Source organism: Streptomyces sp. TAA040 (genome assembly GCF_000424845.1).
In genome coordinates this window covers 122783-144418 of the sequence record NZ_AUKR01000016.1, presented here as the reverse complement: position 1 = coordinate 144418, position 21636 = coordinate 122783, and the positions used below count along the sequence as shown (strand labels likewise).

The following is a 21636-nucleotide window of genomic DNA, read 5'->3' as shown; positions in this document are numbered from 1 at the left end:
CCCCGGCCGCCCTGCGCAAAGCCGGCCGCCGCAGACTCGTCGAGCTCATCCGGCCCAAGGCCCCGCGCATGGCCGCCCGGCTGATCGACGACGTCTTCGACGCTCTCGACGAGCAGACCGTCACTGTGCCCGGGGCCGGCACCCTGGACACGGTCATCCCGTCGCTGGCCCGCTTGCTCGGCGCCGTCCATGAACAGCGCCGGGTCCTGGAAGCCCAGATCGCCACCCTGCTGGAGGCTCACCCTCTTTCCCCGGTCCTGACCTCGATGCCCGGCGTCGGCGTCAGGACCGCCGCAGTCCTGCTGGCCACCATCGGCGACGGCACCAACTTCCCCACCGCCGCCCACCTCGCCTCCTACGCCGGTCTCGCACCCACCACGAAATCGTCCGGCACCTCCATCCACGGCGAACACGCCCCCAGAGGCGGAAACCGGCAGCTCAAGCGGGCCATGTTCCTCTCCGCCTTCGCCTGCATGAACGCCGACCCAGCCTCCCGCGCCTACTACGACAAGCACCGCGCCAGCGGCAAAACCCACACCCAAGCCCTCCTCCGCCTCGCACGCCAACGCATCAGCGTCCTGTTCGCCATGCTCCGAGACGGCACCTACTACCAACCCCGAACCCCCACCATCACCCTCGCCGCATAACCACCACGAAACCACCCACAACGGCCAGCCTCGACTTGACGAAAAACATAGAGGCACCCCCCCGACGGGCTGGTGGTCGCCCTCGTCCCCGTGCGCCCCGTCGGCGTGCCTGCGGGCGGAGGGGCGGTCGGCACCCGGGTGGTTGCGCTGCGTCCGGGGCCTGGCGGCCGGCGTGCTGCTGCTGGCAGGCCTCGTCGCCGCGCCGCTGACCGGGCGGTTGCCCACCGGGTGCCGCGAAGCACTCGTGCGCCGCTGGGCGCGGGCGCTGACCGCCGCGCTGGGCGTCCGCACGACGGTCACCGGGGTCGCCGCGGCCGGCCCGGTACTCGTGGTGGCCAACCACGTCTCGTGGCTGGACGTCGCGGTGCTGGCGGGCGAGAAACCCGGCCGTACGCTCGCCAAGCGGGAGGTGGCGGAGTACCCGCTGCTCGGGGCCGCGGCCCGGTGCGGAGGCACCCTCTTCATCGAGCGCGACCGGTTGCGCGCCCTGCCCGGGACGGTCTCCCGGCTGGCCGACGTGCTGCGCTCCGGCCGCACCGTCGTCGCCTTCCCCGAGGGCACCACCCGGTGCGGCCGGACGCGGGGCCGGTTCCGGCCCGCGGTGTTCCAGGCAGCCGTGGACGCGGGCACCCCGGTGCAGCCGGTGGCGATCCGCTACCACCGGTCCGGCGACGGGCCCAGCACGCTCCCGGCGTTCGTCGGAGGCGACACCCTCGCCGCGTCGGTCCTGCGGGTGCTGGGCTCCCGCGGCGTGCGCGCCGAGGCGGTGCTGCTGCCGGTGCTGACGACCGGTGCGCCGTCCGACCGCCGCCAACTGGCCGGGGTGGCGCAGCGGTCCGTGGAGCGGACCCTGCGGCCCACCGCCGGTCCCTTCCGGTCCGCCGCCGGTCATCTCCGGTCCGCCACCGATTCCGTTCGGCCTGCTGCCGGTCCTCCCTGGTCCGCCGCGGTTGCCTCCCGGACCCGCCGCCGTGCCCAGGAGGCGCACGGATTAGGCTCGACCGCCATGACGGCATCCGGTGACGAGACGACGGCGCCCGGTGACGGGGCGGCGACAGCCGACGCGAAGCGGCCGGCGAACGCTCCCGGCGCTCTGCGACCCGGGCCCGGGGCCGGGGCCGGGCGGCTGACCCCCCGCCAGGCACGTCGGCTGCGTGGCGCCCTCGCCGCGGTGGTCATGGTCGCGGTGGCCGGGGCGCTGGTGGTGCGCTTCGTCCCGGAGCCCTCGCTCTTGACTCTGGGCCTCTACGGAGTCGCGCTGATCCTCTCCGGCACCGCCATCGAGTTGAGCCGGCGCGGCCGGACCAGGCTCGCCACCGCGGTCCTCGGCTGCGCGGTCGCCGCCGTGGTGCTGGGCGAGCCGCTGCTGCGGGCCGGATCTTGAGCCGGGTTCCGGCGGGCGGTCCGGTGCACGTGGACCGCGGGGTCCACGTGCCCTCCGTCCCTGCGTAGGCTTCGCGCATGACGAGCGATCTGCCCGGGATGCGGGCTTCAGACGGTGAGCGCGACCGGGTGGCGGAGCTGCTGAGGGACGCGTTCGCCGAGGGCCGTCTGAACACGGAGGAGTTCGACGAGCGCCTGGACTCGGTCTACCGGGCGCGAACCAGGGGCGACCTGGAACCGCTCGTGCAGGACCTGCCCGCCGCCGGCACCGTCGCCACCCCCGTCACCGGCGAGCGGGGCCGGGGGTGGGCCGACCGGATCGGTGGCGAGCCCACCTCGCGGGGCGGCGTCGCGGTGATGGGCGGATTCGTGCGCAAGGGCCGCTGGACCGTCAGCCGCGTGTTCACCTGCTTCTGCTTCTGGGGCGGTGCGGACATCGATCTGCGCGAGGCCCGGTTCGAGGACCGGGAGGTGGTCGTCCGCGCCACCGCGATCATGGGCGGTGTGCACATCACCGTGCCGCACGACGCGGAGGTCCAGATCAGCGGCCTGGGCATCATGGGCGGCTTCGACCAGTCGGCGACCGGCGACGGCGTGCCCGGGGCTGTCCGGATCAGGATCACGGGCTTCGCCTTCTGGGGCGGCGTGGGGGTGGAGCGCAAGAAGCCGAAGAACGCCGAGGGGAAGGCCCGCAAGCTCGACGGCGGAGGCGGCAACGAACTGACCTGACCGCCCCGGTCCGCCCCGCGACGGAGGTCCGGGCGGGGCGGGCCGGGGCTCCGGCGCGGCTCAGTCCCGCCAGCGCGGCGGGTCAGCGCCGGGCCGTCCAGGCGGCCGCGACCAGTCGTCCGGTCCGCCGTCGAACCGCACCGGGGAGCGCACGTGGCGGAGGCGGCCGAGCGGGCTCGTGCGCTCCGCGAGCCATGGACCGGGGCCGGTGGCCCCGCCGTCCCCCGGCGCCGTCGTCCTGCCCTCGTCCGGGAGCCCGTCCAGCAGCCAGGCGGCCGTGCCGGCCAGCGACAGCTCGACGATCCGGCTGCCCGCCGCGCCCGCGCGCCGCTCGCTCAGGCACCGCAGTAGCGCCGCCGCCAGCAGGTACCCGCTGCCGTGGTCGAGGGCCTGGGCCGGGAGCCTGCCGGGCTCGAAGACCCGGTCCCGCGGGACAGCACCCCCAGGGCGCCCCTCGACCACGGCGATGCCGCTCGCCGCCTGCACGAGGCTGTCGAACCCCCGGCGTCCCGCCCACGGCCCGTCGGATCCCCATGCACCGAGTCGGCCCGTGACCAGGCCGGGGTGCCGCGCCACCAGGTCGTGCGGGGCCAGTCCGTAGCGGTCCAGCGCGCCGGGCCGGTACCCGGTGACCACCATGTCGGCGCCCGCCAGCAGTTCCTCGACGACGGCACGGCCCGACCGCCCGGACAGGTCCAGCGCAGCCGAGCGCTTGCCGAACCCGGTGTCCGCGTGCGCGTCGGCGGACTCGGGCAACCACGGCGGGTCGATCCGCAGCACGTCCGCGCCGAGCAGGGCGAGAGTCCTGGTCGCGACCGGCCCGGCGATGACCCGGGTGAGGTCCAGCACCCGGAACCGCCCGTACGGGGCGCGGCGCGGAGCCGCGTCGTCCAGCCGCTCGATCTGCGGCAGTGGACGCCGTGCGGCGCTCCGGCCCTGCGAGTGGGCTGCCCACTCCGCCGGCGTCCGGACGGCCACCGCCAGCCCGCCCGCCACCTGCACGGTCCGCTCCACCTCCACGGCGCTCCGGTCGGCCAGCTCGGCCGCCACCGCCTCGACCGCCACCGCTTCCGCCGCGTCCGGTGCGGCGGACCGCTGCTCCCGGGCGGTGAGCCGCGGGAGTCCGAGGGCGGTCAGCAACCGGTCGCGGTGGTGCGGGTAGTTGGCGTGTGTGCGCACCCAGCCGTCCGAGGTGGGCCAGAATCGCGACAGCGGCGCGAACAGGGCGGGCGGACGACCGTCCACCCGCAGGTGCCGCTCGCTGGTGAACGCCGCCGCCACACCGCCCGCATCGCAGCGCACCGGACCGGGAACGGCCGCGGGGCCCGCGGCGTCGGACGCGGTGAACTCGGCCGCGGCCATCGCGCACACCTCGACGGCCGTCCGGGCGAGCGTCGCCACCGGAGTCACGGACGTCCAAACCGCGCGGCCGGTGCGGACCACCTCGGGTGCCGACCGCGGGTCCCCGCCCAGGGCGCGCCACACCTGCGTCGTGGGGTCCTCCATCCGGCCGATTTTACCACCGGCGCGACGCCGAGGGTCCGGTGGCGGGATTGCGTCCGGCAGGGTCGAGGCGGGGTTACGGGCCGTGCGGGCCGCGTGCGGCGCGGTGGGCGGAACTGAGTACCGGGCCTGAGTATCCGGGCGGATGCCGCTGTCCTCTTCTCGGGGCAGAGTCGTCGAACATGAACACGAACAGCAGAAGTCTGACCGCCTCGCTCGCCCTCGCTGCGCTCCTCGCCCTCGGGTGGCTCGCCGGGACCCTCTGGGTCGTGTCCGGCTGGCTGCTCCGGCGCTGACGGGGCGGCCCCGGCCCCGCCGCGCCGCGCGCGTCGACCCGGCCCCCGTCGGTCCTCGCCGCACGGGGGAGCCGGCCGGTGCGGCGGCCGCGTTCCGGCCGGGACGGGTCTAGCGTGGCGTCATGGGTGAGCGACGCGGAGCGGCGGCGATGCGGCGGCAGGTGCGGGACTTCGCGCTGGGCCTTCCGGGGGCGGTCGAGGAGTTCCCCTGGGGGCAGCCGGTGGTGAAGGTCGACCGGAGGGTCTTCGTCTTCCTCGGGCGCGGGCCCTTCGGTGCCGGGGCGGTGAGCGAACCGTCTGCCGGCCCCGCAGCCGAGCCGCCGTTCCGGGACGCCTCCGGGGGCGGCCCGCCGCCGCGGATCACGGTCAAGCTCGCCGACGCGCAGGTGCGCGCGCACGCGCTGTCCGCTCCCGGTGCGGCCCCCGCCGGGTACGGTCTCGGCCGTTCAGGTTGGGTGGGCGTGCCCCTGGGCGCCGCGTACGGCCCCAAGGGGGACCTGCTCCGGGAGTGGGTCGAGGAGAGCTACCGGACGATCGCCCCGGCCCGGTTGGTCGCGGAGCTGGACGCCGGATGAGGCCGCGCCGCCACCGGCCCTTGTGGAAAGTGGAACACGTTCTTAGTATCTGCGGTGTTGCATCAGTGGTGTCATACGGCTGGGGGCCACGTGGCGGCGGAGACGAGGGCGGGGGACGGCCCGCTGGCCGGGATGCGCGTAGTCGAACTGGCCGGGATCGGCCCTGGCCCGTTCGCCGCCGTGCTGCTCGCCGACCTCGGCGCCGACGTGGTCCGGGTCGACCGTCCGGGCGGTGCCGGTCCGGGGCTCGACCCCGCGCAGGACCTCACCAACCGCAACAAGCGCTCCACCGTTGTCGATCTCATGGCGGACGGGGGCGCCGCGCGGGTGCTCGACCTGGCAGAGCAGGCCGAGGTGCTGCGGGACGGGTACCGGCCCGGCGTCGCGGAGCGCCTCGGCGTCGGACCGGAGGCCTGCCTGGCGCGCAATCCGGCCCTGGTCTACGGGCGGACCCAGCCCGCCCCGGCCCCGCGTTTCTCGGGCAGCCCCTCCCCGGGGCGCACACCGAGGAGATCGTCCGGGACTGGGAGCTGCCCGACCCCGCCGTCCGCGACCTGCCCGCGCCGGGCACGTCGTGAGCGGTCCCCGGCCGTCGGCCGGTCCCGCTCCGCCCGCACCACCGAGAGGTTGCCGTCCCGTGAGCACCGAAGCGTTCGTCTACGACGCCGTCCGGACCCCGCGGGGGCGGGGCAAGCCCAACGGATCCCTGCACGGCACGAAGCCCGTCGACCTGGTGGTCGGGCTCGTCCGGGAGGTCCGCCGCCGGTTCCCCGGCCTCGACCCGGCTGCCGTCGACGACCTCGTGCTCGGTGTCGTCACCCCGTGCGGGGACCAGGGCGCTGACATCGCCAAGATCGCCGCCATCGCGGCCGGCCTGCCCGACACGGTGGCCGGGGTGCAGCAGAACCGCTTCTGCGCGTCCGCCCTGGAGGCCGTCAACACAGCCGCCGCGAAGGTGCGGTCCGGTTGGGACGAGCTGATCCTTGCCGGCGGTGTCGAGTCGATGTCCCGGGTTCCGCTGGGCAGCGACGGCGGAGCCTGGGCGATGGATCCGATGACCAGCTTCGAGACCGGGTTCGTGCCCCAGGGCGTCGGGGCCGATCTGATCGCCACCCTGGGCGGTTTCGGGCGCCGCGACGTCGACGAGTACGCGGCGATGTCCCAGGAGCGGGCGGCCGGGGCCTGGAAGGAGGGGCGGTTCACGCGCTCGGTGGTGCCGGTGCGCGACCGCAGCGGGCTGACCGTCCTGGACCACGACGAGCACCTCCGCCCGGGAACGACGGCGGACTCGCTCGCCGCCCTCAAGCCCGCCTTCGCCGCGATGGGCGAACAGGGCGGTTTCGACGCGGTCGCCCTCCAGAAGTACCACTGGGTCGAGCGCATCGACCATGTCCACCACGCCGGCAACTCCTCGGGCATCGTGGACGGAGCCTCGCTGGTCGTGGTCGGCAGCGCCGAGGCGGGCCGCCGCCACGGCATGAGGCCGCGCGCCCGCATCCGCTCCGCCGCGGTGAGCGGCGCCGACCCCACCGTCATGCTGACCGGGCCGGCGCCGGCCGCCCGGAAGGCGCTCGCCAAGGCCGGGCTCACCGTCGCCGACCTCGACCTCGTCGAGATCAACGAGGCGTTCGCCGCCGTGGTCCTGCACTTCGCGCGCGAGCTGGGCCTCCCCCTGGAGAGGATCAACGTCAACGGCGGAGCCATCGCCCTCGGCCACCCGGTGGGGGCCACCGGCGCGATGATCCTGGGCACCCTCGTCGACGAGCTGGAGCGCCGCGACCAGAGGTACGGCCTGGTCACCCTGTGCGCGGGCGGCGGCATCGGTATCGCCACCGTGGTCGAGCGGCTCTGACCCCACTGCCCGCGAATGCCGCGCTGCACGGCACGGCCCGATGCCGCGCGGGGCCCGTCTCCGCGCCCCGGCCGCCCCCGTCCGGACTTCCTCCCGGAGTCCTGGCCCGCCTCCGTTCCCGTAGACAACCGCTGGAGAACCCCGAGATGCCCGAGACCACCGCGATCCGCTGGCAGCGTGACGAGGGGGACGTCGTCACGCTCGTCCTCGACGACCCCGAGCAGCCCGCGAACACCATGAACGAGGCCTTCCTGACCTCGCTGACGGCGGTGGCCGACCGGCTGGAGGCCGAACGGGCGACGGTGCGCGGCGTGGTCGTCACCTCCGCCAAGAAGACCTTCTTCGCCGGCGGCGACCTCCGCCTGACGAGCAAGGCCGGCCCCGGGGACGCCGAGGCCGTCTTCCGCAGGAGCATGCGGGTCAAGCACGACCTGCGGCGTATCGAGACCCTCGGGGTCCCGGTGGTCGCCGCCGTCAACGGTTCCGCGCTCGGCGGCGGTCTGGAGATCGCCCTCGCCTGCCACCACCGCATCGCACTCGACACGCCCGATGCGCGCATCGGCCTCCCCGAGGTCACCCTCGGGCTCCTTCCGGCCGGGGGAGGGGTCACACGGACGGTCCGGCTGCTCGGAGTGGCGGACGCGCTCCGCTCCGTCCTGCTCCGGGGCCGTCGGCACACCCCGGCGGAGGCGCGGGAGCTGGGCCTGGTGGACGAGGTCGTCGGCGAGCCCGCGGAGCTGGACGAGCGGGCGCGCGCCTGGATCGCGATGCACCCCGAGTCGTGCCAGCCCTGGGACACCCCGGGCCACCGCATCCCCGGCGGCACTCCGGCCGACCGTGCGTTCGCCGCCCTCCTGCCCTCTCTCCCCGCCCGCCTGGCCGAGGAGACCGGGGGCGCGCCGGCCCCCGCGCCGCGCAACATCCTGGCCGCGGCGGTGGAGGGCTCGCAGGTCGACTTCGAGACGGCCCAGACCATCGAGTCCCGGTACTTCGTCGAACTGGTCACCGGCCCGATCTCCACGAACATGACACAGGCGTTCTTCTTCGACCTCCGGGCGGTCGAGGCGGGCCGCAGCCGGCCCCAGGGCCCCGAGCACCGCCCGGTCCACCGGGTGGCCGTGCTCGGCGCGGGCATGATGGGCGCCGGCATCGCCCACATCTGCGCCCGGGCCGGGATCGACGTGGTGCTCAAGGACGTCACGGACGAGGCCGCCGTACGCGGATGCGACCACGTGGCGGAGCGGACGGCGAAGGCGCTCGCCGCGGGCCGCACCACCGAGGAGGAGCGGCAGGCCCTGCTCGGCCGGATCACCCCGACGGCCGACCCGGCGGCCGTCGCGGGGTGCGACGCCGTCATCGAGGCGGTGTTCGAGGACCCGGAGCTCAAGCGCGCGGTGTTCCGGGAGGTGCAGCACCTCGTGGCGCCCGACGCGCTGCTCTGCTCCAACACCTCCACGCTGCCCGTCAGTTCGCTCGCCGAAGGAGTGGAGCGCCCGGAGGACTTCCTCGGGCTGCACTTCCTCTCCCCGGTCCACCGGATGCCGCTCGTCGAGATCGTCAAGGGGGCGCGGACCGGGTCGGACGCGCTTGCCCGGGCCTTCGACCTGGTCCGGCGACTCGGCAGGACCCCGGTGGTGGTGCACGACTCCCGCGGGTTCTTCACCTCGCGGGTGATCGGCCGCTTTCTCGACGAGGGGATGGCACTGATCGGGGAGGGGGCCGAGCCCGCCTCGATCGAGCAGGCCGCGGCCCAGGCAGGCTACCCGGTCAAGGTCCTGTCGCTGATGGACGAGCTGACGCTGACCCTGCCCCGCCGTATCCGTGCGGAGGCCCGGCGCGCCGAGGAGGAGCAGGGGCGGGAGCTGCCCCCGCATCCCGCCGAGGCGGTCCTCGACCGGATGGTCGAGGAGTTCGGCCGAGCAGGCCGCAGCGCGGGGGCGGGCTTCTACGAGTACGAGGAGGGCAGGCGCACCCGGCTCTGGCCGGGCCTGCGGGAGCATTTCACCCGGTCCGAGGTGCGGATCCCGTTCGAGGACATGAAGGAACGGATGCTTTTCGCCGAGGCGCTGGACAGCGTGCGGTGCCTGGAGGAGGGCGTGCTCACCTCGGTGGCGGACGCCAACGTGGGCTCCGTCCTGGGCATCGGCTTCCCGCCCTGGACCGGGGGAGTGCTCCAGTACATCAACAGCTACCCGGGCGGACCGGCGGGTTTCGTCGCCCGTGCCGAGGAGCTGGCCGACCGGTACGGGAAGCGGTTCGCGCCGCCCGCACTGCTCTGGGAGAAAGCAGGCCGCGGAGAGGCCTTCACGGACGGCTGAGCCGCTCCGCTCCCCGGAGCCGCCGCCCCGCCCCGCGCTGCCCCGGGAAGCGCCCCGGGAGGGACGAGCCTCAGGGGGCGACGTGCGCGGGGCCGCTCCTGCCCGAACGCCTCCCGCAACGTGGCCCGGAGCGCGCGCTGGAACGCCGTCAGCAGTGCCCGGGCGACGTGCGGCCGCATCCGGGCCGAGAGCGCCTTCATCCGCTCCCCCTGGGGGTAGGGCCCGCCGGTCGGGCCTCACCTCCTCGCGGAAGGGTCGGCCCAGCTCTCCGGTGGCCTCCCCGGCACGGCTCAGCACCACCTCGCGTGCGGCCGGGAGTGCGTCCGGCGAGATCGGCACGTCGGGCGGCCGCACTCCGAGGTGCAGCAGCCCCGGGTCGGCCCGGAAGACCTTGGAAGTCATGCCGCTCTCCGGGAACCCCGAGTAGAGCGAAACCGTTCCGTTTCGATCCGTTTGCGTTTCGCAGGGAGGCCGTCTACGCTGCACGTGTACGAAGTCGTTTCGATGAGTCGTGAAGAGTTGAGGGGCTGATGAGTACGGACCCGGTGGAGGACAGTGCCCGGCCGGCGGGCCGCGGCAAGCTGTCCCCCGAGCGGCAACTCGAGTTCTACGAGGCCGTGGTGGAGTTGCTCCGGGACGTCGGCTACGAGTCGCTCACGATGGACGCGGTGGCAGCCCGCACCAAGTCCAGTAAGGCCACCCTCTACCGCCAGTGGGGTGGCAAGCCGCAGTTGGTCGCCGCCGCGCTCGGCAACTGCGGTGCCCCCGGCCCGCCGGTCCAGCATCTCGACAGCGGCAGTCTCGCCGAGGACCTCCGGGAGCTCGGCCGCTGGGCCGGCCGAGACGCCGTCCAGGACTCCGCCCTGCTGCGCGCGCTCGGTCACGCCATGCTCAGCGACACCGAGCTCGCCCGGGCGATACGCGAATCCCTGGTCGAGCCAGAGCTCGCCGCTTTCCGGATGCTCCTCGAACGCTCGGTCGAGCGCGGCGAGATTCCCGAGATCCCGCCGGGCGCCGAGTTCCTGCCGCACATGCTGTTCGGCATCCTCCTGTCCCGGCCCATCATCGACACCAAGGAGGCGGACGAGGACTTCGTTCTCCGGTTCATCGACGAGGTCGCCCTGCCCACCCTGGGGCTCTGACCGGCCCGGGGCGTCTGGCAGTGCGCACCCCCGCCCTCGGCGGCGACCGGCGATCCGCTCCGCAGCCGCCCTCCGCTCGCGGCACCCGCGCCCGAAGCACCACCCGCGCCCACCGGCGGGCCCAGCCGGTGGGGCGGTCCAGTACACCCTCGATCTGACGGGAGCACTTCCCCGTGGCCACCTTCCTTTACTCCATCGGCCGGTTCGCCTTCCGGCGACGGCGGTACGTCGCCCTGGTCTGGGTGGCGTTGCTGGCCGTCGTCGGATTCGGCGCAGCCACCTCGTCCACCACCCCCGGGATGTCGGCATCCATACCCGGGATCGAGGCGCAGCGCGCCTTCGATCTTCTCGACGAGCGCTACGAGGGCGCCTCCGCCGACGGGGCGACCGCCCGGGTCGTCTTCAAGGCACCGGAGGACCAGCAGGTCGTCCGAGGCGAGGCCCGCACCACCATCGAGGACACGGTCGGGGAGCTCGGCTCCCAGTCGGACGTCGCCTCGGTCGTCGACCCCTTCGAGGCCCAGTCCGTCAGCCGGGACGGCACCGCCGCGTACGTCCAGGTCAGCTACACCGAAGCCCCGGGCGAGGTGAGCGAGGAGACCCAGGCCGCGCTGGAAGCCGTCGTCGAGGAGGCGCGCGAGTCCGGCCTGACGGTCGAGGCGGGCGGCACCGCCCTGGAGGTCGCTCCGGAGACGGGCAGCGGCGAGATCGTCGGCGTCGTGGTCGCCGCCCTGGTGCTGGTGCTCACCTTCGGCTCGCTGCTCGTCGCCGGGCTGCCGCTGGCCACCGCGCTCATCGGCGTGGGCATCGGGGTCGGCGGCATCGTGGCGCTGGCACCGCTGCTGGACATGTCCGCGACCACCTCCATCCTCGCGGCGATGCTCGGCCTCGCCGTGGGCATCGACTACGCGCTGTTCATCGTCTCCCGCTACCGCTCCGAGCGGAATGACGGCCACCCGGGGGAGCACGCCGCAGGCCGTGCGGTCGGCACCGCCGGCTCCGCGGTGGTCTTCGCCGGCCTGACGGTCGTGATCGCCCTGGCCGGGCTCTCCGTCGTCGGCGTGCCCATCCTGACCAAGATGGGCCTCGCCGCCGCGGCCACGGTGGCGATCGCGGTGCTGATCGCCGTCACCATGGTGCCGGCGCTGCTCGGCTTCGCAGGGGACCGCGCGCTCAGCCGGACAGCCCGCAGGGCGGCCGCGGGCAGCGGGGCGGCCGACACCGCGGCCGCCGGGGACACCGCGAAGACCGCCACCTCGGCCACGGCCGCGCCGGAGGCCGAGCAGAGGAAGCCCGCACTGGGCACCCGCTGGGCCGGGTTCGTGCTGCGCCGCCCGGTGGCGGTGCTGATCGTGGCGGTCCTGGGCCTCGGCCTCGTCGCGGTTCCCGCCACCCAGCTCGAACTCGGGATGCCGGACGACGGCCACCGCAATACCGACACCACCCAGCGCAAGGCGTACGACCTGGTCGCGGAGAACTTCGGCCCCGGCGTCAACGGCCCGCTGGTCGTCGTCGTGGACGCGGCCGACAGCGAGAACCCGCAGGGGGCCGCCGAGCAGGTGAGCAAGACGATCAGCGGCATCGAGGGCGTCACCGCCGTCACGCCGCCGGTGTTCAACCAGGCCGGCGACACCGCGCAGCTCACCGTGATCCCGGCCGAGGGGCCCAGCAGCAACGAGACCGAGGACCTGGTCCACGACATCCGGGACACCTCCTCGGGGACGGAGGCGGACACCGGCGCGAAGACCCTCGTCACCGGTGCCACCGCGCTGAACATCGACTTCTCGCAGAAGCTCAACGACGCCCTGGTGCCGTACCTGGCGCTCGTGGTGGGCCTCGCCTTCCTGCTGCTGATGCTCGTCTTCCGCTCGGTCCTGGTGCCGCTCAAGGCCGCCCTGGGCTTCCTGCTCTCCATCGTCGCGGCGCTCGGCGCGGTGGTCGCGGTCTTCCAGTGGGGTTGGCTCGCCGACCTGCTGGGCGTGGCCCAGACGGGCCCGGTGGTGAGCATGGCGCCGATCTTCCTGATCGGTGTGGTGTTCGGCCTCGCCATGGACTACGAGGTCTTCCTGGTGACGCGCATGCGTGAGGCACACGTGCACGGGGAGTCGCCGAAGGAGGCGATCACCACGGGATTCCGGCACGGGGCCCGCGTGGTCTCGGCCGCCGCGGTCATCATGATCAGCGTGTTCGCGGGATTCGTCGGCTCCGACGAGCCGATGATCAAGATGATGGGCTTCGGACTGGCGGTGGCCGTCTTCTTCGACGCCTTCGTGGTCCGGATGGCCATCGTCCCGGCGGTGCTCGCGCTGCTCGGCTCCTCCGCCTGGTGGCTGCCGCGCTGGCTCGACCGCCTGCTGCCCTCGGTGGACGTGGAAGGCGAGCAACTCGCCGTCACCGAGCCGGCCACGCCTCCGGAGCAGGCCGCCTCGGAGCCGCAGCCCGCGGGGAGCAGCCGGGCCTGACCCGGTCCCGGCGCCCAAGGCGCCAAGGTGCCCCGGCAACCGGCAACCGGCCCCGGGCCGCGGTCCGTATCGACCGCGGCCCGGGGCCGGCCGTGTCCCCCCGGGGGAAAACGCGTCGGGGCGGTCCCCGGACGGGGAGACCGTGAGTAGCCGTCAGGTCTCCCTCGTCCTCGCTGGCCGCTCCTCAGGAGCGGCCAGCGAGCCCCATTTCCGGTGGCGGCGTCGGCCACAGCGCGGTGCTGTGCGCGTCGATGAGAGCGGCGATCAAGGCAAGCGCCTCCTCGACCGGCTGCGGGGCGAGTCGGCGCCCGTCCCGCAGCCGAAGGGAGGCCAGGCCGTCCAAGGCCTCCTCCGGGCCGATGACGGCCTGGTAGGGAACGAGGCGGGCCTCCCGAATGCGCGCGCCCAGGCTGCCGCGCTCTGGCCCCGACACCTCGGCACGGAGTCCGAGCCCGGCGCACCGCCGGGCGAGTGCCGCGGCCTCCGGCAGCTCGGTCTCCGAGACCGGAAGCGTGACCACCTGAGTGGGAGCGAGCCAGGCGGGGAACGCACCGCCGTGCTGTTCGACGAGGTGCGCCACCGCCCGCTCCACGCTGCCGATCACGCTGCGATGCACCATGACCGGACGGTGCCTGGCGCCGTCGGGCCCGATGTAGTGCAGGTCGAACTGCTCGGGCTGGTGGAAGTCGACCTGGACGGTGGACAGAGTGGACTCCCGCCCGGCGCAATCGGTGACCTGGACGTCGATCTTGGGGCCGTAGAAAGCGGCCTCGCCCTCGGCCGACTCGTAGGGAAGTCCGCTGCCTTCGAGAGCCTCGGTCAGCAGGGCGACGGACCGCTGCCACGCGTCGGCCGCGGCGACGTACTTGCCCTGGCGGCCCGGGAGGGAGAGCCGGTAGCGGGTCGGTACGACGCCGAGCGCGTCGTACGCCTCGCGGATCATCTCCAAAGCGGCCCGTGCCTCCACCGCGACCTGGTCCACGGTGCAGAAGATGTGCGCGTCGTTGAGCTGGATGGCCCGTACCCGGTTCAGCCCGCCGAGCACGCCTGACGGCTCGGAGCGGTACATGCCCCCCAGTTCGGCCATGCGCAGGGGCAGTTCGCGGTAGCTGCGGGAGCGGGAACGGAAGATCACCGCGTGGTGCGGGCACAGGCTCGGCCGCAGGACGAACTGCTCACCGCCGACGTCCATCGGAGGGAACATGTCTGCGCCGTAGTGGCCCCAATGCCCGGAGAGCTCGTACAGCTCCCGCTTGCCGAGGACCGGTGAGTGCACATGGCGGTAGCCGGAGCGCCGCTCGGCGGTGCGGACGTACTCCTCCAGCGCGTGTCGTACGGTGGCGCCGTCGGGCAGCCAGTAGGGAAGGCCCGCGCCGAGCAGCGGGTCGGTGCCGAACAGGCCCAGTTCGCGGCCCAGCCTGCGGTGGTCGTGCACAGCGGTCTCCTCACTTCGGGTGAGCGACCGCAGAACGAAGCCCCGGGGCGCTCGCCCCGGGGCTTCGTCGGACATCTGTCAGCGCGCCGGGACACTCTCCGGCGTCGTCGTCACAGCAGCGCACTTCATGTCCCGAATGCTAGCAGGCCCGGCCCGGTACCGCCGAGGGGTTTTTGGTGCCGGAGCCGTCGAGCGGTTCGCGCGATTCGCGGACGCACACAAGTGTGCGGGAAGTCGCCCGAGGGTGTGTCCGCGGCGGGCGCCGTTCCGCCGAAGGGGTTCCGCCCCGGAGCAGGAACGCGTCCCCGCTTCGGGGTGCGGTGGCCGAACGGATACGGGGTGGGTGGTCGCGCTGGTGAACACGCGTCGAACGGGACATCGACGGGCTGCGGACCCGGCACCGCGTCGGGAACGCCGGGTGAGCGGGGCCGGCCTTCGAGGGGTGAAGGTCGACGGCTCTGAGAGCGTTCTCTGAGAGCGCTCTCAGGGAAGTTGGTGTGAAGTGTTGACGTCGGTGTTGCGGGACCGGTCAACTCCCGCTCCAACGCCGGTACCGGTCCCGGGACCGCTTTCACCTCATCCGCCGGGAGGCCTCATGCGCGTCACCACCGCTGACGTCGCACGTGTTGCCGGCGTCAACAAGACCACGGTCTCCCTCGGGTGCTGAACACCAATGCGGAAGTGGACGACGTGACCGTGACCCGCGGTCGTGAAGTGATCGCGGAACTGGGCTACGTGCCGAGCTCGCGGGCCGTGGGTCTGGCGCGCGGCAACAGCCGCACCGTCGGGATGCTCGTGCCCTCGTTGGCATGGCCGTGGAGGGGCGAGGTGCTCCAGGGAGCTGCCGACACCGTCGAAGCCGCCGGCTACGGGTTGCTGCTGTTCACCTGCAACCGCGGTGGGGAGTCGGTGCAGCGCTTCACCGGGCAGGTGTCCACCCGCGCTTTCGACGGCCTGCTGGTCGTCGAGCCGGAGAACACCCTCGGCGCGATCATCGCGATCATCGCGATGCGCCGCAGGGGGCTGCCCGCCTTTCTGATCGACGATCGTGGCTGCCACCCCGAGTTCCCCTCCGTCGTGACCACCAACCACGAAGGGGGAGTCTCCGCGGCCCGGCACCTGCTGAGCGCGGGCCGGCGCAGACCGTTGGTGATCACCGAGCCGCTGCGGTTCGGCTGCGCCAGGGACCGGCTGGCCGGTTTCCGCAGCGCATGCGCCGAACACGGCATCGAATTGGCGTCCGACGTGGTCGTCGAGGGCGACTTCACCGAGCACTCCGGACATCACGCGGTGCAGCAGCTCCTACGTCGGTCCGTCGGCTTCGACGCGGTGTTCGCCCACAACGACCTGTCCGCCGCCGGCGCCCTGCGCGCCCTGCGCGCGGCGGGGCGGCCGGCGCCGGACGACGTGGCCGTGGTCGGGTTCGACGACATCCCGATGGACCGGCACACCGACCCCGCCCTCACCACGGTGCGGCAGCCGATGCGGCAAACGGGCGGGACCGCCGCCCGGGTGCTTCTCGGCCACCTCGCCGGGGTGGCGGCACCGAACCAACCTGCGGCCCCGCACACCGAACTGGTCGTCCGAAGTTCGGCCCCCGGGCCCTGACGCCCGGCGAGGCCCCCAGCTACCGCGTCCGCCCGCCCCACCGCTCACCTCAGCCCCCCACCGGCCAGGCCCCCCCGAACTCGCACCACCCGCACGTCCTGCACGAGGGCCGTCCGCGCCGCACCGGTCCGCACCCGCAGGACGACAGTCCTGCCCACCCGCAGAATCGCGTTCTTCCAGGAGTCGCCATGTCCGCAAGACCGCCTCTCAGGCTCACCACCGGAACCGCCCTCGCGTGCGCCGCCGCCCTGCTCGTCTCGGGCTGCTCCACCACCAACCCGGGGAGCTCCGGCGGCGGCGGAGGCACCGACGTGCTCACCGTCGGCATGCCCAACGGCCCGCAGACGAACAACAGCAACCCGTTCCTGGGTACGTCGCTCGGTTACCGCCACGTGATCTACGAGCCCCTGGTGATGACCAACGGCGTCCGTCCGGAGGAGAAGGGCAAGCCCTGGCTGGCGACCGAGTGGGCCTGGTAGGACAACTTCACCGAGGTCGTCTTCGCGATCGACGGCAAGGCGAAGTGGTCGGACGGCAAGCCGCTCACCGCGGAGGACGTCGCCTACACCTTCCAGCTCGTCAAGGACAACGAGGCCCTCAACGGCAACGCCATCCCCTACGACGGCATCGAGGCCGGACGGGGACACGGTTCGGCCGACCTTCGAGGGGTCCCAGTTCGTCAACCAGAGCAAGATCGTCAACACCTTCGTCGTGCCCAGCACATCTGGGAGGGCGTCGAGGACCCGGCGACCTGGCCCAACCGGGAGCCGATCGGCTCGGACCCGGACCAGCTCAAGACCTTCACCCCGCAGACGACCACACTGACGGCGACGGACTCGTACTGGAAGGGCGAGACCAGGGTCAAGGAGCTGCGTTACACCTCCTACAACGACAACAGCGCCCAGACGACGGCGCTGGCCAACGGCAAGACGGAGTGGTCGTTCGTGTTCATGCCGAACTACAAGGGTCTCTACGTCGCCAAGGACAAGGAGGACCACAAGCTGTGGTTCCCGTCCGGACTCGGCATCCACGGGCTGTGGTTCAACACGGCCCGAAAGCCGATGGACGACCCGCGCTGCGCGAGGCGATCGCGATGGTCGTCGACCGCAAGACCATCCACGTCCAGGCGCAGGCCACCCTCTACCCGGAGATCACCAACCCGACCGGTCTGCCGCTCCCCGCCGGTGAGCCCTTCCTGGCCCCGGAGTACAAGGACGCCGACGTCGAGGTCGATGTCGAGGGCGCGAAGGAGGTCCTCGACAGGGCCGGCTACGAGCTGAGCGGCGGCACCCTGAAGGACCCGTCGGGCAAGCCCGTCACGATGGCCCTCGCCGACCCGGCCGGCTGGAACGACTACATCACCGGCCTGTCGAGCATCAAGGACAACATCGACAAGATCGGCATCGAGGCGAAGGTCAAGACGCAGACCGCCGAGGCGTGGACCTCGGACGTCTCCAACGGCAACTTCGACGCCACGCTGCACTGGACCAACAGCGGCCCCACGCCCTACGACATGTACCAGAACATCATGGACGGGGAGCTGCTCCAGCCCGTCGGCGAGAGCGCGCCGCTGGGCAACTTCGGCCGCTTCGACAGCGACGAGGCGACCGAGGCGCTGCGGGGCTACGCCAACGCCACCGGTGACGAGGCCCGCACCGAGGCCATGAACACCCTCCAGCAGATCATGGTCGACGAGGTGCCGATGGTCCCCACGGCCGCCGCACCAATCGGTGCCGAGTACTCCACGAGGAACTGGGTCGGCTGGCCCACCGAGGCGAACCCCTACGGTCCGCCGCAGCCCACGCAGCCCACGCAGCCCACGCAGCCCACGCAGCCCACGCAGCCCACGCAGCCCAACGCGCTCGATGTGGTGCTGAACCTCAAGCCCGCCTCCTGAACCGCCGTTGAGATGGGGAACCGGCCATGCTCGCCGAAGCCGCAGAACACGACCGACCCGACGGGTCGGCGACCGACGATCCGGACGCGGAGCTCCAGCAGAACCTCGCCGCACTGCTCGCACGGGTCCAGCTCACCCCGCCCGAGAGGTATCTGGACGAGTTCCCGCACGAGTTGTCCGGCGGGCAGCGCCAACGCGTCGCCATCGCCCGTTCGTTGGGTGCGGACCCGCAGGTGCTGCTCGCCGACGAGCCGGTCTCGATGCTCGACGTGTCGATCCGGCTCGGGGTCCTCAACCTGCTCCGCGACCTCAAGGAGAAGTACCGGCTGGCGATCCTCTACATCACCCACGACATCGCCTCGGCAGGCTACTTCGCGGACACCACACTCGTGATGTACGCGGGCCGGGTGGTCGAGGGCGGCGACAGCGAGACCGTCACCCAGCACCCCGCCCACCCGTACACCCAGCTGCTGATCGCCTCGGCGCCGGACCCGGACCGCGTGACCGACGCGGCGACCCGGGAGGAGGCGGGTAGCGGGGAGCCGCCCTCACTGATCGATCCGCCGGCCGGCTGCCGCTTCCATCCGCGCTGCCCCAGGGCGATGGAGCGCTGCCGCACCGAACTGCCGCCCCGCGCTTCGACCTCGCCGACGGCCAGTGGGCCGCCTGCTGGCTGTACGAGAAGCAGGAGGCGTGAACCGGTGAAGTACCCCCTGCAACGGTTCGCCTTCTACGCCGTCACGGCGTGGGCCGCGATCACCATCAACTTCATGCTCCCCCGGCTGATGCCGGGGGACCCGGTCCAGGCGCTGATCAGCCGCTTCCCGGGCCAGTTGGACACCAAGGCGATCGACTCGCTGCGGGCCCTCTTCGGCCTGGACGAGAACGCCTCGCTCTGGGAGCAGTACACCGACTACTGGTCCCACCTCGTCCGCGGCGACCTGGGTCTGTTGTTCACCTTCTTCCCCACCCCGGTCGGCGAGGTCATCTCGCAGTCGCTGCCCTGGACGCTCGCCCTGGTGGGCACCACATCCCTGCTCAGCTTTCTGATCGGCACCGGGACCGGCATCGTCAGCGGCTGGAAGCGCGGCTCCTGGCTGGACGGCCTGCTGCCGGTCACCACGTTCATCTCCGCCGTGCCGTACTTCTGGCTGGGCCTGATCGCCATCTCGCTGTTCGCGGTGAAGTGGCCGATCTTCCCGGCGGCCGGCGGCTACGACAGCGCCCTGGTGCCCGGCTTCGACACCCAGTTCATCGGCAGCGCGCTCTACCACTCCATCCCGCCCGGATTCACGGTGATTCTCAGCGCGATGGCCGGCTGGATACTCGGCATGCGGAACATGATGGTGACCGTCTCCTCCGAGGACTACGTGATGGTTGCCCAGGCCAAGGGGCTCTCCGAGCGCCGGGTGATGTTCTCCTACGCGGCCCGCAACGCGATCCTGCCGAACATCTCCGGGTTCGCGCTGTCCCTGGGCTTCATCGTGCGGAGGCACTCTGCTGGTGGAGATGGCCTTCTCCTACCCGGGCATCGGATACCAGCTCTTCCAGGTGGTGGGCGCGAAGGACTACCCGCTGATGCAGGGAGTGTTCCTGATCATCACGCTCTCCGTGCTCGTCGCGAACCTGCTGGCGGACGTGATCTACTGGGCGCGTACCCACACCAGTTGTCCGGCGGCATGCGGCAGCGCCATGATCGCGATGGCGCTCGCGCTGGAGCCCGAAGTCGTCATCATGGACGAGCCGGCCACCGCGCTGGACGTGGTGATGCAGCGGCAGATCCTGCGCCAGCTGGTCCGGCTCCGCGAGGAGCCGGGCTTCTCGGTGATCTTCATCACGCACGACATCTCGCTGCTCGTCGAGTTCTCCGACCGCATCGCGATCATGTACGGCGGGCGGATCGTCGAGCAGGCCGCGGCTGCGGACATCTACCGCGACCCCCTGCACCCCTACAGCCACGGGCTGCTGCACTCCTTCCCGGCGTTGCACGGGCCGCGTCGGGAACTGACCGGCATCCCCGGTCCGCCGCCGCACCTGGCGAGCATGCCGAAGGGCTGCACCTTCCACCCCCGCTGCCCCAAGGCGTTCGAGCCCTGCGACAGCCAGGTGCCGCAGCTCGCCGCGAGGGAGAGCGACCCGAGCCGGAGCGTGGCCTGCTGGCTGCACCATCCGGCGTCCGGGGCGGACGGGGCCGGGGCCGCCGAAGACGAGCCGGGCTCCGCCGGCCCCGGTGCCCCGGGACCCGGGGAGGGGACCGTCGTGCCCGCGTTCAGGCCTGCATCCCGACGTTGATCCGCCCCTCGGTGCACACGGGTGTGCCGTTGTTCACTCCCAGACCAGGAGACTCATGAACCCCACCAGCTACCCGCAGCGGACCCCGGCACCGGCAGCCCTGACCGACCTGCCCGCGGACTTCCGCTTCGGTGTCGCCACCTCCGCCTACCAGATCGAAGGAGCCGCTTCGGCGGACGGCAGGACCGAATCCATCTGGGACACCTACTGCCGGAAGCCCGGCGCGGTCGCGGGCGGCGAGGACGGAAGCGTGGCCTGCGACCACTACCACCGCATGCCGCAGGACGTGGAGCTGATCGCCTCGCTCGGCGTGGACACCTACCGCTTCTCGCTCGCCTGGCCGCGCATCCAGCCCGGTGGCAGCGGCCCGGCCAACCAGAAAGGCGTGGACTTCTACCGCCGTCTCACCGACGAGCTGCTGGAGCGGGGCGTCGCCCCGTGGACCACGCTCTACCACTGGGATCTGCCGCAGGAGTTGCAGGACGCCGGCGGCTGGCCCGCGCGCGACACCGCCTACCGGTTCGCCGAGTACGCGGAGCTCGCCCATGAGGCGCTGGGCGACCGGGTGGAGCACTGGACCACCCTGAACGAGCCCTGGTGCGCGGCCATGCTGGGCTACGCGTACGGCCAGCATGCCCCAGGCCACACGGACTTCGGTGAGGCGATGCAGGCCGTGCACCACCTTCTGCTCGGCCACGGGCTGGCCTCGCAGCGGATCCGGCAGGCCGCGGGGGACCGTCCGCTGGAACTGGGCATCATCCTCAACCCCGGCACCGCGGCCCCGGAGACCGACAGCGAGGCGGACCGGGACGCGGCCCGCCGGGCCGACGGGCTCGGCACCCGGCTCTACCTCGACCCGCTGGTCCACGGGCGCTACCCCGCCGACGTCGTCGAGGACCTCGCCGCCCGCGGTGCCTCGCTGCCGGTGGTCGAGGGCGATCTGGAGATCATGTCGACGCTGCTGGACGTGCTCGGAGTGAACTTCTACCAGGGGCACGTCTTCTCCGGGGTCACCGAGGACGGCGCCACCGCGGACGCCGACGGGGCACCGGTGGCCCGTCCGGTCTCCCGGGGGCTGCCCAGAACGGCGATGGACTGGGAGATCGTGCCCGCCAGCCTCACCGAACTGCTGGTCCGCCTCCAGCGGGACTACGGCCTCCCGACCGTGATCACCGAGAACGGCGCGGCGTTCGACGACAGTGTGGACGCCGACGGGCGGATCAGGGACGCGGACCGGACGGCCTACCTTGCCGACCACATGGCGGCCGTCACCGAGGCGTGGGAGCAGGGCGCGGACGTCCGCGGGTACTGCGCCTGGTCGCTCATGGACAACTTCGAGTGGACCTACGGGTACGACAAGCGGTTCGGCATCGTCCGGGTCGACTACGACACCCAGGAGCGCACCCTGAAGGACAGCGCCCACTGGTACCGGGACACGATCCGCCTCACCCGGTCCGCCCGCCGACGCGGGGCCCGGACGCAGCACTCCTCCCGGCA

At 72.8% G+C, this 21636-nt stretch carries 11 protein-coding genes and 7 pseudogenes; 16 read left to right on the top strand and 2 right to left on the bottom strand.

The window, feature by feature from the left end; translation table 11 throughout:
- The 3 genes from H300_RS0116055 to H300_RS0116045 form a co-directional block, all read left to right on the top strand.
- Positions 1-647 (top strand): IS110 family transposase (locus tag H300_RS0116055; RefSeq protein ID WP_028428245.1); only part of this gene is annotated, 647 nt, incomplete at its 5' end.
- Between the two features lie 172 nt (positions 648-819).
- Positions 820-2031 (top strand): lysophospholipid acyltransferase family protein, encoded by a 1212-nt coding sequence (locus H300_RS32495; RefSeq protein WP_486583906.1) that lies wholly within the window; start codon positions 820-822, stop codon positions 2029-2031.
- Positions 2032-2108: 77 nt separating this feature from the next.
- Positions 2109-2759, top strand: a complete 651-nt coding sequence (locus H300_RS0116045; protein ID WP_078516050.1) for a DUF1707 and DUF2154 domain-containing protein — start codon at positions 2109-2111, stop codon at positions 2757-2759.
- 60 nt (positions 2760-2819) lie between these two features.
- On the opposite strand, the gene H300_RS0116040 is transcribed toward H300_RS0116045, so the two are convergent.
- Positions 2820-4265: a CoA transferase gene (locus H300_RS0116040; RefSeq protein ID WP_028428243.1), complete on the bottom strand. Its 1446-nt coding sequence runs from the start codon at positions 4263-4265 to the stop codon at positions 2820-2822.
- 415 nt (positions 4266-4680) lie between these two features.
- On the opposite strand from H300_RS0116040, the gene H300_RS0116030 reads away from it, so the two are divergent.
- The 6 genes and pseudogenes from H300_RS0116030 to H300_RS0116010 all read left to right on the top strand — a co-directional run bounded on the left by H300_RS0116030 (position 4681) and on the right by H300_RS0116010 (position 12907).
- Positions 4681-5133, top strand: a complete 453-nt coding sequence (locus H300_RS0116030) for an MmcQ/YjbR family DNA-binding protein (RefSeq protein WP_051270099.1) — start codon at positions 4681-4683, stop codon at positions 5131-5133.
- 132 nt (positions 5134-5265) lie between these two features.
- A pseudogene (locus H300_RS30335) lies at positions 5266-5583 on the top strand (CoA transferase); the annotation flags it as partial.
- 187 nt (positions 5584-5770) lie between these two features.
- A complete protein-coding gene (locus H300_RS0116025) occupies positions 5771-6985 on the top strand; it encodes an acetyl-CoA C-acetyltransferase (RefSeq protein WP_028428241.1) in 1215 nt (404 codons plus the stop codon).
- Between the two features lie 146 nt (positions 6986-7131).
- Entirely contained in the window at positions 7132-9303 is a 2172-nt protein-coding gene (locus H300_RS0116020; protein WP_028428240.1) for a 3-hydroxyacyl-CoA dehydrogenase NAD-binding domain-containing protein, read from the top strand.
- Positions 9304-9833: 530 nt separating this feature from the next.
- Positions 9834-10445, top strand: coding sequence for a TetR/AcrR family transcriptional regulator (locus H300_RS0116015; protein ID WP_037980576.1), 612 nt, complete (start codon positions 9834-9836; stop codon positions 10443-10445).
- A 173-nt stretch (positions 10446-10618) separates the two neighbouring features.
- Positions 10619-12907 carry an MMPL family transporter gene (locus tag H300_RS0116010; protein WP_028428238.1) on the top strand — a complete coding sequence of 763 codons (2289 nt, stop codon included), beginning with the start codon at positions 10619-10621 and terminating at the stop codon, positions 12905-12907.
- 184 nt (positions 12908-13091) lie between these two features.
- Here the strand turns inward: H300_RS0116010 and thrS are convergent, their stop codons facing one another.
- Positions 13092-14417 (bottom strand): threonine--tRNA ligase, encoded by a 1326-nt coding sequence (gene thrS / locus H300_RS27240; RefSeq protein ID WP_078516049.1) that lies wholly within the window; start codon positions 14415-14417, stop codon positions 13092-13094.
- Between the two features lie 520 nt (positions 14418-14937).
- Here thrS and H300_RS27235 point away from each other — a divergent pair.
- From H300_RS27235 to H300_RS27220, 7 genes and pseudogenes are all read left to right on the top strand, one after another.
- Positions 14938-15950, top strand: a pseudogene (locus H300_RS27235) (LacI family DNA-binding transcriptional regulator).
- A gap of 188 nt (positions 15951-16138) precedes the next feature.
- Positions 16139-16429, top strand: a complete 291-nt coding sequence (locus H300_RS32490; protein ID WP_486583905.1) for a hypothetical protein — start codon at positions 16139-16141, stop codon at positions 16427-16429.
- Positions 16430-16456: 27 nt separating this feature from the next.
- Positions 16457-17847, top strand: a pseudogene (locus H300_RS27230) (ABC transporter substrate-binding protein).
- Positions 17848-17930: 83 nt separating this feature from the next.
- Positions 17931-18544, top strand: a pseudogene (locus H300_RS30325) (ABC transporter ATP-binding protein); the annotation flags it as partial.
- Positions 18545-18548: 4 nt separating this feature from the next.
- Positions 18549-19500: pseudogene (locus H300_RS30320) on the top strand (ABC transporter permease); the annotation flags it as partial.
- A pseudogene (locus H300_RS27225) lies at positions 19488-20139 on the top strand (ABC transporter ATP-binding protein); the annotation flags it as partial. The pseudogenes H300_RS30320 and H300_RS27225, both read left to right, overlap by 13 nt.
- A gap of 55 nt (positions 20140-20194) precedes the next feature.
- Positions 20195-21598: pseudogene (locus tag H300_RS27220) on the top strand (GH1 family beta-glucosidase); the annotation flags it as partial.
- Between the last annotated feature and the right edge of the window lie 38 nt (positions 21599-21636).

What these genes read in the sequence shown, in the direction of transcription:
- H300_RS0116045 (WP_078516050.1), top strand. Translation starts at nt 2,109, where the DNA reads ATGACGAGCGATCTGCCCGGGATGCGGGCTTCAGACGGTGAGCGCGAC.
- H300_RS0116040 (WP_028428243.1), bottom strand. Translation starts at nt 4,265, where the DNA reads ATGGAGGACCCCACGACGCAGGTGTGGCGCGCCCTGGGCGGGGACCCG.
- H300_RS0116030 (WP_051270099.1), top strand. Translation starts at nt 4,681, where the DNA reads ATGGGTGAGCGACGCGGAGCGGCGGCGATGCGGCGGCAGGTGCGGGAC.
- H300_RS0116020 (WP_028428240.1), top strand. Translation starts at nt 7,132, where the DNA reads ATGCCCGAGACCACCGCGATCCGCTGGCAGCGTGACGAGGGGGACGTC.
- H300_RS0116015 (WP_037980576.1), top strand. Translation starts at nt 9,834, where the DNA reads ATGAGTACGGACCCGGTGGAGGACAGTGCCCGGCCGGCGGGCCGCGGC.
- thrS (WP_078516049.1), bottom strand. Translation starts at nt 14,417, where the DNA reads ATGTCCGACGAAGCCCCGGGGCGAGCGCCCCGGGGCTTCGTTCTGCGG.
- H300_RS32490 (WP_486583905.1), top strand. Translation starts at nt 16,139, where the DNA reads ATGTCCGCAAGACCGCCTCTCAGGCTCACCACCGGAACCGCCCTCGCG.